Origin of the sequence: Psychroflexus salis, assembly GCF_014640175.1 — a bacterium.
GTDB lineage: Bacteria > Bacteroidota > Bacteroidia > Flavobacteriales > Flavobacteriaceae > Psychroflexus > Psychroflexus salis.
Map to the genome: position 1 here is coordinate 134,790 of NZ_BMGL01000001.1, position 14,757 is coordinate 149,546.

Consider the following 14,757-nt stretch of genomic DNA (forward strand, 5'->3'; position numbering starts at 1 on the left):
TAATTCTTGCTTAATAGAACTTTTAAAATTTAAAATACAATGGAAATTGTTCCACATCAAACCCCTTTATGGTTGAAACAGTTATATCCTAAGCGTATTTGGAGTTTTGAAACAACAAAGCAAAAAGAAAAAACAATTTATCTTACTTTTGATGATGGCCCCATCCCAAAAATAACGCCTTGGGTTTTAGCAACTTTACAAAAGTATAATGCGCAGGCAAGCTTTTTTTGTATTGGCGAAAATTTGCAAAAACATTCAAAAATTGCTCAACAAGTTATTGCAGCTGGGCACTCGCTTGGCAACCATACTCAACATCATGTAAGTGGATGGAAAATAGGATTTAATAAATACATTGAAGATTTTGAACTTGCTCAAAAAGAATTTGAAAAGCAAGATTTCGAAACTAAACTTTTTAGGCCTCCATATGGCAAAATAACAACTAAACAAGCTAGCTTCTTGCTTCAAAAAAAAATTAAAATTATTATGTGGGACGTGCTTACAAAAGATTATGCAAAACACCTAAACCCTAAAGAACTACTAGAAAAAAGCATATTAGCTACTTCTAGTGGAAGTATTGTTGTGTTTCATGATAGTGAAAAAGCCTATCGAAATTTACAGTATATCTTACCTAAATACTTAGCTCATTTTAGCAAGCTAGGATACCAATTTAAAGCTATTTAAACTAAGGATTGTATTTTTACAACCAAGGTGTTAGCATCGATTAAACCAGACTTTCGCCAAACCATTTCACCGTTTTTATAAACTACATGTGTAGGTAAAATTTTTACCCGTAGTGCTTCAGCTAACTCTTGGTTTTTATCGATATTTATTTTAATAACTTTTGCATGATCTCCTAATGCAGCAGCTACATCTTTTAAAACAGGCTGCATGCTTTTACATTGTTCATCCCATTCAGTATAAAAATTCAGTAATACAGGAATTTCTAAATCAATTAATTCTCCAAATTTTGACATAACCCTAGATTTAGTTTATTAAAAGTAAGCATTTTACCAGATAATTTAGCATTTTTTAAAAAATTTATTAATTCCTTAGAATAAAAACTATTTAAAAAATCAAGTCTTTTATACTTCTACCTTATTTAATCTGAATTTTAAACTTTTACTCAAATAAAACATAACTGGCACAACAATCAATGTTAAGAAAGTCGCAATGAAGAGACCATAGATTACGGTCCAAGCTAAAGGCCCCCAAAATATCACATTATCTCCACCAAAATAAATATTTGGATCAAGATCGCTTAGTAGCGTAAAGAAATTAATATTAAGCCCTATAGCTAATGGTATTAATCCTAAAATGGTTGTAATTGCTGTTAATAAAACCGGACGTAAACGCGCTTTACCTGCTTTTATCGTTTGTTCTAAAAGATCTGCTTTAGATAAGTTTTCATCTTCGCCTAAGCCTAATTCTTTCTTTTTACGATCTATAAGAAGTTGTGCATAATCTAAAAGAACAACGCCATTATTTACCACAATACCAGCTAGGGAAATAATACCCATCATGGTCATTAAAATAACAAACGAAGCTCCAGTAATTACTATTCCACCAAAAACCCCTATCAAACTCAAGAAAATAGCAATCATGATAATAGTAGGTTTAGATATGGAATTAAACTGGAATATTAAGATTAAGAAAATTAAAAATAAACCAGAGAAAAAGGCTTTCATCAAGAAAGCTTGTTCTTTATTTTGTTCTTCAATTTGTCCTGTGTAATCAATTTTAACATCAGATGGCATATTATCGAAATTTTTCATTTCGTTCTTGATTTGCTCAACCGCTGCACCCGCATCAACAAAGCCAGGAGCCAAGGCTGAATAAACAGTTACCACTCGTTTACCATCTTTATGTTTTATTGCACTAAAACTCGAATTATTTCTTTGCTTAGCCACAGTAGAAACAGGTATTTCTTTCACTAAACCAGAAGACATATCTCTAAAAATAATATTCTGATTAAATAAAGCACTTTTATCGTATCTTAAATCTTCATTGAATCGAACATAAATGTCATAATCATCTCCATCTTCTTTATAAACACCAGCTTTTACACCAAAAAGTGAATTTCTTAATTGTGAACCAACCTGACCGGTACTCACGCCTAATTCACCAGCTTTTTTTCGATCAACAATCACCTGCATGCCAGGCTTGCCTTTGTTAACATCAATTTTTAATTCATCTATGGCTGAAATATTCTTAGAATTTATAAATGCCCGCATGCGTTCGGCTAGATTGATGAGCTCGTTGTAGTCTTTTCCTTCAATTTCAATATTGATTGGTGGTCCAACGGGTGGACCGTTAGCATCTTTTTCAACAGAAACCAACACACCTGGATAAACACCGCTTAAACTCTCTTGCACTTCTTGTCTTAAAAGCTCACTGTCTTTACCGTTTCTAAATTTGTATTCTCGCATGGAAGCGGTAATCTTCCCTTTGTGTGGCATTTCTGCAGCTGAACCACCATCCGTTTGTGGATTTCCTGCACCTTCTCCAACTTGAGAAACTGCACTTTCTACCATAAAGTTTTTACCCTTTTCAATGTATTCGCTATCATAAAGAATTTCGAAAAATTTCTTTTCTATTTCTTTTGTTATCGCATTGGTTTTTTTAATAGCGGTACCTTCTGGATATTCAATATATACTATAATTTGATTGGGCTTGTTATCAGGAAAAAATTCAATTTTAGTTCGCTTCTGATCTACAGAATAACCAAAACCACCAATTGAAGCAATAAATAGCACAAAACTTCCAATAGAAATTAATGCTGGTTTCCAACCCTTGAGCGATTTAGTTAATGTTTTTTCGTAAAAATCTTCAAATCTGGTTAAGACCTTCGTTTGAAAATTTAAACTAGCAGATCTTAAAAATAATCGATAAACCCAAATAAGAATTGCGGTTATAATCATTAGGGTTCCTAAGCCATTATATTTGCCTCCAAAAAACGCAATTAGCAAACCTATGCTTACAAAAATAATAGTAATTCTGATGATTTTCTTAAATGGTAATTCTCGGTCTTCAACCGTCATGTATTGCGAGACCAAAACAGAGTTAAAGAAAATAGCAACTACCAATGAAGAACCTAAAACTACCGATAAAGTGATTGGAAAATAAATCATAAATTGACCCATAAGTCCTGGCCACAAACCAAGTGGAATAAATGCAGCAACCGTTGTAGCAGTTGAAATGATAATCGGGAATGCAATTTCGCCAATTCCTTTTTTAGCAGCTTCTACCCTACTCAAGCCTTCTTCCTCCATGAGTCTGTATACATTTTCAACCACAACAATACCATTATCTACCAACATTCCGAGACCCATAATGAGTCCAAAAAGAATCATCGTATTCATGGTATAACCCAAGGCACTCAAAATAGTAAGTGATAAAAACATAGACATCGGAATAGCAAAACCAACAAATAAAGCGTTTTTGAATCCTAAGAAGAACATTAAAACGGTAATGACTAAGATGATACCGAAGATGATGTTATTTACTAAATCTTCTACCTGACCGATAGTTTTTGAAGATTGGTCGTTGGTTGTTGTTACACTAAGGTTTGGCGGAAAAACATTAGCCTTTGCATTTTTTACAATCACTTCAATCTTTTCTGCAGCTTCCACCATATTCTTACCTGAACGTTTTTTAACATCAAGCATCACAACGGTTTCGCCCTTTCCTGTTTCTGAGTTGTATTCTCTAGCGTAAGTGGTTTTATCTTCCGGTTTAAAGTAAACTTCTGCTATGTCTTTTAAGTAAATCGGGCTGTCATTTTCAGACTTAACAACGAAATTTTCAAGTTCTTCAGGATTTTCTATTTCACCGATAATTCTAATGGTTCGGCGTTGACCACTGGTTTTGAGATTACCCGCAGACATAGTGGTATTTCCTCTTTGAATGGCATTTGAAACATCATCAAAATTGACTTTTGCAGCCATCATTTTGTAAATATCTACCGCTACTTCAACTTCTTTTTCTTGCGCTCCACGAATATCTACTTTTTTAATTTCAGCTAAGTCTTCAATCTCATCTTCAAGATATTCAGCAAATTCTTTAAGCTTTTCAACTGGGTAATCTCCAGATATGTTAATGTTTAATATTGGTATTTCTTCAGATATACTCAATTCGAAAACATTAGGCTCTACTTTTGCGCCATTAAATGTAGGCCAGTCTTCACTTGATGTTTCACTATCAATTTCATCTTTTACCTTTTGTTTTGCCGACTCTACAGATATATCATCTTCAAACTCAACGGTAACCATAGAGTAATCTTCTTGCGATGTAGAGACAATTTCTACTACACCACTTACATTTTTCAATTTATCTTCCAGCGGGTCTGTAATCAGTTTTTCTATATCTTCTGCAGTGTTTCCTGGAAATAAAGAACTTACATATATTTTTGTTTCTTTTATCTCTGGAAAACTCTCTCTTGGCATAGAAAAATAGGCTGATCCTCCCAAGAATAAAATTAAGATGATGGCTACATACATCGTTCTTTTATTGCTTATAGCCCAAGATGATAGTGCAAATTCTTTTTCTGTATTTTTATTCATCAGTGATAGTTGTAGTAGTTAACCTGTTGTAATGTATGTTCAATTTATATAAAAGATGACTTTTATTAATTGTTATCAACCTTTACGGTTTGCCCATCTTTTACACTTCTTGCTCCTTCTCTTACAAGTTTCATTTCAGGATTTAATCCTTCAATGATTTCTATATAATCGCCTTGTGTTTTACCAGTTTCTACAATGACTTGTTTAACCTTAGCCTTATTATTATCATTATTCTGAATTACATACACATATTGTTCTCCTTCTGCATTTTCAGAAATGATACTTTGCGGAATCAAAATGGCATTTTCGTTATTATAATCGTTTATTTTTACTCTTGCCGTTATATTAGGTTTGATGTCATTTTCTGGATTTGGAACTTCAACTTCTATTCTATATGTTCTATTGGCAGGATTGATATAATTCCCTGTTTGTCTAATACTAGAATTGGCTGTTTTTCCTAAAACGGGTAAATAAATTTCAGCTTTTTTGCCAGTCGAAATGTTCTGCAGGTATTTTTCAGGAATATCTACAGCAATGTACATATCATTTAAGTTGATTAGTCTCAAAATTGAAGTCATTCCTGCGCTAACCACGTTACCTTCTTCGGTAATGATATTATCAACAATACCTTCAAAAGGCGCTCTGATTGCTGTTTTATTTAATTGTTTTTCTATTTGAGAAACGTTTTGAACCAAGGATTCGTAGCTGGATTTTGCATTCAAATATTCCATTTCGCTACCAATATTTTGCTTCCACAAACGCTGCTGACGCTCAAAGGTTGTTTTGGCTAAGTCTCGTTGTATCTTTAATTGCATTAACTGTTGAGCTAAACCAGAGTCATCAATTTTTGCTAATAATTGGCCTTTAGTAACCTCATCTCCCTCCTTAACCAATACATTTTCTAAAAAACCAGATATCTCTGGGGTAATCATCAAATTTTGTTTGGTTTCTACACTACCCTGAAATTCAACAAAATGCACAAAATCTTCTGCTTTTGTCTCGAATTGAGTTACCAATGGGATGTTTCTATCTGGACTTAATTGCCTTAAGGTATCGTCTAATCTTTTAATTTTTTCGTTCAAGTTTTGTTGTTGACTTACCAATTCATCCTTTTTCTTTTGAATTGTTTCAACGTCTTTTGTAGCTAAAATATCATCGATAGATTTCTGTTTCTTTCCACAAGATGAAAAGAGCAATATCATTGTTATGAGTGTGATAATTTTTTTCATGGTTAAATTTATTTGATGACTGGTTTGTTAAGTACAGTTTCTAATTCGGCTTTTGCTGTAATAATGTTCAGCATAGCTTGTAAATATTCGTTTTGGGCAGTGTATAATTGTTGCTGTGCTTGTCGCAATTCGAAACTTGTAGCGATACCTTCTTTAAATTTCACATCGTTTTTATGTTCAATTCGTTCAGCTAAGTCTAAATTACGTTGAGAGGTAATATAAGTTTCAGTTGCGTACTTAAAATCAGATTTTGCGCGGTTGGTTTCTAATTTAATTTGTTGGGTAGATTGAGTTAATTCAGTTTCAGCTTGCTCTAGTGCAATTTCTGCTCGCTGACTTCTAGCACTGCGTCGCAGAGAACTAAAAATAGGCACATTTAAACTTACACCGACGGTTGAAAAATCAAACCAATCAGCTTGAGAGTTAAAAAAGTTAAACTCTTCGCCAAAAGCAATGTACCCATAATTTGCAAAAGCACTTAAAGTAGGAAGCGCTTTACTTTGCTCTAACTTCCATTCTAATTCGCGCTGTTGCACTAAATTTTCAGCAATCTTAAAATCAATATTGCTCTCTAATGCTAAATCTTCTTCTAGTAAATCTTCAGCCATTAAATCTAATTGAGCTAAGCTAGTTAAATCATCGGTTAGCTCAACTGTTATATCAATTGGAATTCCCAATACAAAATTGAGTGTTTCTTTGGTTATTTCGTGGTTGCGTTGAGCGTTTCGCAATTCATTTTCTAATTGAATTAGGGTAATCTCTAGTTGCTCAACATCTTCTTCTTCTGCTAAGCCATTTTCAAATACAGCTTTGGTTTCTTTAAAATTGCTTTCTGCATTGGCTAAATTGCGTTCTATTATAGCTATGGATTCTTCCATTAATAAAACATTACCATAAGCATCGACTACAGCTTTACGAACTTCCAATTGTGTTTTTTCTTCAAAATTAGCAGAGTATCTTAAAAATGTTTTTGCCGCTCGCAAAGCAACAATATAAGAACCATCAAAAATTAATTGATTTAAAGTTGCCGTGGCGTTCATGTTTTGCCGAGGCGAAAATTGAACAGGCACAAAAGTTCCAGGTTCGCCTCCAGTAAGCTCTGCTGGTAAAGGTGTTACTTGTACTACAGGATTGTATTGGTAATCTACATTGGCATTAATTTGGGGTAAGCCATCGGCTGTGGTTTCCCATTTTTGTTTCATAGCTGCTAAAACATCTTTTCTTGCATTTATAGCATTATAGCTACTATCTACTGCAAAAGCAATGGCTTCTTCTAATGAAAATTGATAAGACTTTTTATTTTCTGCTTGCGAAAAACCTAAAAATCCCGTCATTACTATTACAACGATTATGTATTTTTTGTACATCACTTGGTTATTTCTATTTGTTTTAAAGTTTCTAATCCTTTTGGTGTTACAATACTGCGTAAATGATACGATAAAAATTCTTCGTACAATTGTTTGGGAGTTAAATCGGTATTTTTAAATAATTCTTCGTTTTTTAAATTAAGCATCCCCGAAATATATAGTCGAGTTATAAAAATTTCGTTTAAATCTTTTCTATAAAACCCTTGCGTTATTCCGCGTTTTAAATTTATGCTACAACATTCGTCCATTTTACAAACTTGGGTTTCGCGTAAATTGTGATAAATTTCTGGGTAATATTTTAGCATTTGAAATTGTGGCGATGCTTTTTCGTCTTTAAGACGCTTCAACACACAACGTTTAATTTCAAATAATTCTTGAACTGGATTAAAATTAAACTTCATAACAGCATCGATTTCTTGTTGAATTTCGCCGCTGATAAACAAGGCTACTTCTTCAACTAAATGCGCTTTGTTTTTAAAATAATCGTATATGGTTTTTTTAGAAACCGCAAGCTCAGAAGCTATAAAATCCATAGTCACACTTTTGAAACCATATTCCAAAAATAGCTCTGCCGATTTATGTACAATTTTATCTTTCATTTGAAGCGACAAAAGTAAATGGAAACTTTTAATACTTTTTAAGTTTCCTTGGTTTTATTTTAAATTTAACAATTAAAAAGCGAGATGTGTTTTTAGAATGTAGACAACTTGTTACAAGTCTAACAAAAAACCAAATTCAACTTCAAAACACTTAGCAACAAAATAAAATAGCTTTCAATTTTCTATTTAATTTCAGAAAAAGCTAAAAAAAAAAGTGTTGTTTTGCTTTTAAAGTTGAATTTAATGAAAATATTAGCACCATATCAAGAAGCATTTTTAGCTTATTTAGCTTCGCAAGACTTCGCCAAAGAGCCACAAGGATTGTATGCACCTATTGAATATATAATTCATTTAGGGGGAAAACGACTGCGACCTATCTTGGTGCTTATGGCGGCTGAAGCTTTTGGAGCCCATGCTAAAAAAGCCTTACCTGCTGCAATGGCAATAGAAACTTTTCACAACTTTAGTTTAATCCATGATGATATTATGGATGATGCACCCTTGCGCCGAGGCAAAGAAACTGTACACGAAAAATGGGATGTAAATACAGGGATTTTATCAGGCGATGCTATGCTAATTCAAGCCTATCGATATTTTGAAAATTATGATGTACAACTATTTAAGCCCTTGCTTCAACTATTCTCAAAAACCGCACAAGAAGTTTGCGAAGGACAACAATACGATGTTGATTTTGAAGAGCGAGATAATGTTAGCATTGCTGAATATTTGCACATGATTGAAAACAAAACCGCTGTTTTAGTAGCGGCAGCTTTACAAATGGGAAGCATGATTGCTGATGCCGATAATAAAAACCAGCAACTCATTTACCAATTTGGATTGGATTTAGGCATTGCATTTCAATTGCAAGACGATTATTTAGATGCTTTCGGAAATCCTGAAACTTTTGGAAAAAAAGTGGGCGGCGATATAGCCGAAAACAAAAAAACATTTTTGTATTTAAAAGCCTTAGAATTAGCCAAACCAGATGAAGCTGGACAACTACGGCACTTATATAGCCTGCATCCTGACGATGACACAGCAAAAATCGAAAACACCAAACAAATTTTTGTAGAAAGTGGAGCTGCTAAAGCAAGCCTAGAAGCTATTGAGCAATACACAACATCTGCTTTTAAAAATTTAGAAAAAATTGAAATCTCAGCAGATTTCAAAAAAATATTTACCGAGTTTGGGAATTGGCTAATGAAGAGAAAGCTTTAATTGATGCTTTTTTAATGTTTAATCGATTTTATTTCACTTTTTTGTAAAAAAAGCCCAAAACCAAACAATTTTACTTAATATATCTAAATATGCAGGGTATTTAATGTAAATACAACTGGTATGTTTTTTTATTCGTACACTCACAGCAATTTAATTTAATCCTTACTTTAATAATTGTTAATGTTTATATACTAAGTTAAGCTAAAGTTGTAATTTTGTAATTCAATTTGAAATCGTAATTTCCGTATATGGACCCATTTTCGTTTCTCAATGCAGTACATCCTTCGTACTTAGCAGATTTATACCAAAAATACTTAGTTAATCCCGATGCCATCGAACCGAGCTGGAGAGCCTTTTTCCAAGGTTTCGATTTTGGTCAAATAGGAACTGAAGCACAAGAAGTTATGCTTCAAGATGCAGAAACTAAAGAAAAGCATCAAGTTGAAATTCCCGACGATGTAAAAAAAGAATTTCAGGTAATTAATCTGATCGATGCTTACCGTCACCGTGGGCATTTATTCACTAAAACCAATCCTGTTCGTGCTAGAAGAACCTACCGACCGGAAATTACCTTGGAGCTCTTTGGACTGAATCAATCTGATCTGGAACAAGAATTTAAAGCTGGTGAACTGATTGGTATTGGCAAGGCCAAATTAAAACGCATTGTTGAATTTTTAGAAAATGTGTTTTGCGATTCAATTGGGGTTGAATATGCTTATATTAGAAAGCCTGAAGAAATAGATTGGATTCAAAATAGGATTTACCAAAATGAAAATCAACCTAATTTTAATACAGACCAAAAGAAAAACATACTCCGAAAGCTCAATGAAGCCGTTACTTTTGAAAATTTCTTGCACAAAAGTTATGTAGGCCAAAAGCGTTTTTCATTAGAAGGAAACGAGAGTTTAATTCCTGCCTTAGATGCCTTAATTGAAGGTGCAGCCAACAAAGGTGTAAAAGAATTTGTAATGGGTATGGCGCACCGTGGTAGATTAAATACTTTGGCAAATATCTTCGGAAAAAACACCAAAGATATTTTTAACGAATTCGAAGGAAAAGATTACGAAGTAGAAGGGTTTGACGGTGATGTAAAATATCACTTAGGATGGACATCTGTAAGAAAAACTGATTCTGGTAAAGAAATTAATTTAAATATTGCACCAAACCCATCTCACTTAGAAACGGTAGGTGCTGTAGTGCAAGGTATTGTTCGCGCTAAACAAGACGATCATCATTTAGGCGAAGAACAAAATGTACTCCCTATTGTTGTACATGGAGACGCTGCCATTGCCGCTCAAGGTATTGCCTACGAAATTGTGCAAATGGCACAGTTAGATGGTTATAAAACACAAGGTACAATTCACATTGTGGTAAACAACCAAATTGGTTTTACAACCAATTACATCGATGGGCGTTCATCTACCTATTGTACAGACGTGGCTAAAGTAACTTTATCTCCAGTTTTACATGTAAATGCTGACGATGTTGAAGCCGTTGTGCACGCCATCAATTTTGCCTTAGACTATCGTATGGAATTTGGCAGAGACGTATTTATCGATTTATTAGGGTATAGAAAGTATGGACATAATGAAGGTGATGAACCGAGGTTTACTCAACCACAACTATATAAAGCTATTTCTAAGCATAATAACCCAAGAGATATTTATGCAGAAAAGCTGATTGACGAAGGTGTAATTAACCAAGACCACATTAAAGAAATTGAAGAACAATATAAAGCTCGTTTAGAAGAAAGTTTCAAAGATTCTAAAAAGGAAAGCACTACGATAGTTACTCCTATTTTACAAGAAGCTTGGGATGGTTTTGAGTACGGAAACAAAGAAGACATGTTAAAGGAAGTTGATACTACTTTCGACATTGACTTGTTAAGCGAGCTTGCTGAAGCCATTACTACCCTACCCGAGGATAAAAAGTTTTTAAAGAAAACCAATCGCTTATTCGATAATCGGAAAAAAATGTTTTTCGAAAAGAATGAATTAGATTGGGCTATGGGCGAGTTATTAGCGTATGCTACTTTACTTCATGAAGGACACGATGTGCGTATTACAGGACAAGATGTAGAACGCGGAACCTTTTCGCATCGACATGCTGTAGTAAAAGTAGAAGACAGCGAAGAAGAAGTAGTACCACACAATAATATTTCTAATATACAAGCGCATTTTTATATTTATAACTCACTTTTATCTGAATATGCCGTAGTTGGTTTCGATTATGGTTACGCCATGGCTAGCCCTAAAACCTTAACCATTTGGGAAGCACAATTTGGAGACTTTAGCAATGGAGCTCAAATTATGATCGACCAATATATTTCTTCAGCTGAAGATAAATGGAAAACTCAAAACGGCTTAGTTTTACTTTTACCACATGGTTACGAAGGCCAAGGTTCAGAACACTCTTCAGCAAGAATGGAGCGTTACCTTCAGCTTTGTGCCAAAGACAATATGTTTATTGCTAATTGTACAACACCAGCTAATTTTTACCATTTGTTACGTAGACAAATGAAGATTAATTATAGAAAGCCTTTAGTAGTATTTACTCCTAAAAGTTTATTACGACACCCAAAAGTGGTTTCCACCAAAGAAGAACTAGCTAATGGAAGTTTCCAAGAAGTAATCGACGATGCAGAAGCCAAAGTAAAAGATGTAAAAACCATAGTTTTTTGTTCAGGTAAATTTTATTACGACTTGTTAAAACGCAGAGAAGAAGAAGGAAGAAAAGACATGGCTTTAGTTCGTTTAGAGCAACTATTCCCGATTCCTGAAGAAGAAATTAATGCAGTAATAAAAAAATACAACAAAGCAACCGATTTAGTTTGGGCACAAGAAGAACCAATGAACATGGGTGCATACACGCACTTAATGCTTCATTTTGATAAGATTAAAGAATTTAGAGTTTGCAGTAGAAGATTTTACAGCTCACCTGCAGCAGGAAGTTCAGCACGTTTCCAAAAAAGACATGAAGGCGTGATAGATTATGTGTTTGATCCTTCAAAAGACAACCACATTAGAGATTATAAAAAAGAACAAAAATAAAGATTATACAATATGGCTTTAGAAATGAAAGTGCCTTCACCAGGCGAGTCAATTAGCGAAGTAGAAATCGCAGAATGGTTAGTACAAGATGGCGACTACGTTGAAAAAGATCAAGCAGTTGCCGAAGTAGATAGCGACAAAGCAACCTTAGAACTTCCTGCCGAAGCAGCTGGGATTATCACCCTTAAAGCAGAAGAAGGCGATGTAGTTGAAGTTGGCCAAGTGGTATGTTTAATCGATACAGAAGCCGAAAAGCCAAGTGAAGATGCTTCAGATAAAAAACAAGATAAAGCAAAAGATTCTGATAAAAAGGAAGAAGCTTCAAAAGAAGATGAAACTTCAAAAGACAATAAAGAATCTTCATCTTCTGAAAAGTCTTATGCATCAGGAAGTCCTTCACCTGCTGCTAAGAAAACTTTAGATGAAAAAGGCATCGATGCTAAAGATGTAAAAGGAACAGGTCGCGACGGACGAATTACAAAATACGATGCCGAACAAGCCGATGGCAAACCTTCTATGGGAACGCCAGGAAATGGAGCACGTGGCGAATCTAGAAGTAAAATGTCGATGCTTCGTAGAAAAGTTGCAGAACGTTTAGTTAGCGCTAAAAATGAAACGGCTATGCTAACTACCTTTAACGAAGTAAACATGCAGCCTATTTTTGATTTACGCAGCCAATACAAAGAAGAATTTAAAGAAAAGCACGGAGTTGGTCTTGGTTTTATGTCTTTCTTTACGCTAGCTGTAGTGAGAGCATTAGAAAAATTCCCAGCCGTAAACTCCATGATCGATGGTAAAGAGATGATTACCTACGATTATAAAGACATTAGCATTGCCGTTTCTGGACCTAAAGGTTTAATGGTACCTGTAATGCGAAATGCAGAAAACTTAAGTTTCCGTGGAGTTGAACAAGAAGTTAAACGCTTGGCTTTACGTGCAAGAGATGGAAAAATTACCGTAGATGAAATGACAGGCGGAACCTTTACCATTTCCAACGGTGGTGTATTTGGCTCGATGTTATCAACACCAATTATCAATCCGCCGCAAAGTGGAATTTTAGGCATGCACAATATTGTTGAACGCCCTGTAGCTATTGATGGAAAAGTTGAAATACGACCTATTATGTATGTTGCACTTTCTTATGACCACAGAATTATTGACGGACGCGAATCTGTTGGATTCTTAGTCGCTATTAAAGAAGCTTTAGAAAGTCCAGAAGAATTGTTGATGGATGGCAATGTGAAAAAAGCTTTGGAACTGTAACAATTTCATATAGATAATTACAGAAATCCGTTTTACTTTATTGTAAAGCGGATTTTTTAATAAAATAATTTTAAAAATTATTACATCTTTTAATTCAATAAAACAATAAATTACGTTTGTATTTTAAAAGAGAAAGCTATGGTAATGACAATCAAGCAAGGAGCATCAAAAAAAACATCAAAGACGTATTAGAAGATTTAAAGAAAGAACTAGGTTGATGTATATAAATATGTGGGTAAAATAAGCTTAGAAAAGGATGCGCTAAAAATTCAGAAAGAATTACTTGATGAGTGGAGATAAGTTATTCCTAGATACCAATATAATTCTCTATTTGCTAAATGGAGATGAAACACTCGCGGAACTATTAAATAAAAAGTAATTATATATCTCTGTTATTAAGGAGTTACCTGTAATGTGAACCAAAATTGATAAAGTTTCCATATAATTCAACTTTTTAATTATCTTTGTATCGTTAATCGAACAAAGAAACTGAATGAACAAAAGATTTGATGTCGTTTTTCTCGAACAAGCGATTGATTTTTTAGATAGTCTCGATTTGAAAACAAAAGAGAAAATCTATTACAACATTGACAAAGCCAAACTCGGACTTGACCCTAAGCTGTTCAAAAAACTAACTGATGATATTTGGGAATTCAGAACTAAATATAGCAGATTACAATACAGGCTATTCGCATTTTAGGACAGAACGGACAAATCCGAAACGCTTGTTATTTCAACACACGGAATTGTCAAGAAAGTAAGCAAAGTGCCAAAAGCTGATATTGATAAAGCCGAACGAATTAGAAAAGAATACTTTGAACTGTAGAACTATGGCATCGAAAAACAAAAAAATGAAAATGATGACTCTTGACCAATTAAAGGACAGAGACATCGGAAAAATTGGAACGTTAGAGCGTGACAAATACGAATTTGACTTGCGAATGGAATTGTTGGGCGAAATGATAAAGTCCGTCCGAAAAGAACGGAAATTGACCCAAGAGCAACTTGGCGAACTGATTGGCGTACAAAAATCACAGATTTCCAAACTGGAACGGAATACTAAAAACGTCACCATTGAAACAATTTTAAAAGTATTCCGAGCATTAAAAGCTAATGTCAAATTTAGTGTGGAGATGAATGAAGCGGAATTTAAAGTAGCGTAGAAAGCACTACAGGTAACACTGTATAAAAACAATAGGGCAATCAGGTGCTAAACCAATGTTTCGTAAAAATTTGCAAGCTCGCCATTTTTTGTTTTAGCTTTTAAAAATGTAAATTGTAAAACCTTAAAACAAAAAACGGCTTGAGCATAACCGAACAGAATGTGCATACTTACTGCGCTACTGTTCTTATACTTCACCGCTAGAATTATTAGGATATAAAGGAATTTCTAAAAGTGAAGAAAATATTATTCGTGAATTTGTTTCCCAATGCAAGATAATTAACATCAATAATGAAATAAAACAAGAAAC

General features: G+C 34.0%; 10 protein-coding genes and 1 pseudogene. 6 read left to right on the forward strand and 5 right to left on the reverse strand.

Annotation, left to right across the window (positions count from 1 at the left end; translation table 11 throughout):
- The first annotated feature begins 39 nt into the window (after positions 1-39).
- Complete coding sequence (locus tag IEV63_RS00575) at positions 40-681, forward strand: polysaccharide deacetylase family protein (protein WP_188404811.1); 642 nt, start codon at positions 40-42, stop codon at positions 679-681.
- On the opposite strand, the gene IEV63_RS00580 is transcribed toward IEV63_RS00575, so the two are convergent.
- The 5 genes from IEV63_RS00580 to IEV63_RS00600 all read right to left on the reverse strand — a co-directional run bounded on the left by IEV63_RS00580 (position 678) and on the right by IEV63_RS00600 (position 7,754).
- Entirely contained in the window at positions 678-974 is a 297-nt protein-coding gene (locus tag IEV63_RS00580) for a thioredoxin family protein (protein WP_188404812.1), read from the reverse strand. The genes IEV63_RS00575 and IEV63_RS00580 overlap by 4 nt on opposite strands.
- 108 nt (positions 975-1,082) lie before the next feature.
- Entirely contained in the window at positions 1,083-4,559 is a 3,477-nt protein-coding gene (locus IEV63_RS00585; RefSeq protein ID WP_188404813.1) for an efflux RND transporter permease subunit, read from the reverse strand.
- Positions 4,560-4,624: 65 nt separating this feature from the next.
- Complete coding sequence (locus IEV63_RS00590; protein ID WP_188404814.1) at positions 4,625-5,788, reverse strand: efflux RND transporter periplasmic adaptor subunit; 1,164 nt, start codon at positions 5,786-5,788, stop codon at positions 4,625-4,627.
- A gap of 8 nt (positions 5,789-5,796) precedes the next feature.
- On the reverse strand, positions 5,797-7,155 hold the full coding sequence (locus IEV63_RS00595; protein ID WP_188404815.1) for a TolC family protein: 1,359 nt from the start codon (positions 7,153-7,155) through the stop codon (positions 5,797-5,799).
- On the reverse strand, positions 7,155-7,754 hold the full coding sequence (locus IEV63_RS00600; protein ID WP_188404816.1) for a TetR/AcrR family transcriptional regulator: 600 nt from the start codon (positions 7,752-7,754) through the stop codon (positions 7,155-7,157). Before IEV63_RS00600 ends, IEV63_RS00595 begins: the two co-directional genes overlap by 1 nt.
- Positions 7,755-7,997: 243 nt before the next feature.
- On the opposite strand from IEV63_RS00600, the gene IEV63_RS00605 reads away from it, so the two are divergent.
- The 5 genes and pseudogenes from IEV63_RS00605 (at position 7,998) to IEV63_RS00625 (ending at position 14,448) form a co-directional block, all read left to right on the forward strand.
- The gene (locus tag IEV63_RS00605) at positions 7,998-8,972 is read left to right on the forward strand and encodes a polyprenyl synthetase family protein (RefSeq protein WP_188404817.1); all 975 of its coding nucleotides are present in this window, start codon (positions 7,998-8,000) and stop codon (positions 8,970-8,972) included.
- Between the two features lie 248 nt (positions 8,973-9,220).
- Positions 9,221-12,022 carry a 2-oxoglutarate dehydrogenase E1 component gene (locus IEV63_RS00610; protein ID WP_188404818.1) on the forward strand — a complete coding sequence of 934 codons (2,802 nt, stop codon included), beginning with the start codon at positions 9,221-9,223 and terminating at the stop codon, positions 12,020-12,022.
- A gap of 12 nt (positions 12,023-12,034) precedes the next feature.
- Positions 12,035-13,285, forward strand: coding sequence for a 2-oxoglutarate dehydrogenase complex dihydrolipoyllysine-residue succinyltransferase (gene odhB / locus IEV63_RS00615; RefSeq protein ID WP_188404819.1), 1,251 nt, complete (start codon positions 12,035-12,037; stop codon positions 13,283-13,285).
- A 493-nt stretch (positions 13,286-13,778) separates the two neighbouring features.
- Positions 13,779-14,111 (forward strand): annotated as a pseudogene (locus IEV63_RS00620) (type II toxin-antitoxin system RelE/ParE family toxin).
- 4 nt (positions 14,112-14,115) lie between these two features.
- A complete protein-coding gene (locus IEV63_RS00625) occupies positions 14,116-14,448 on the forward strand; it encodes a helix-turn-helix domain-containing protein (RefSeq protein ID WP_188404820.1) in 333 nt (110 codons plus the stop codon).
- The last annotated feature ends 309 nt before the right edge of the window (positions 14,449-14,757 follow it).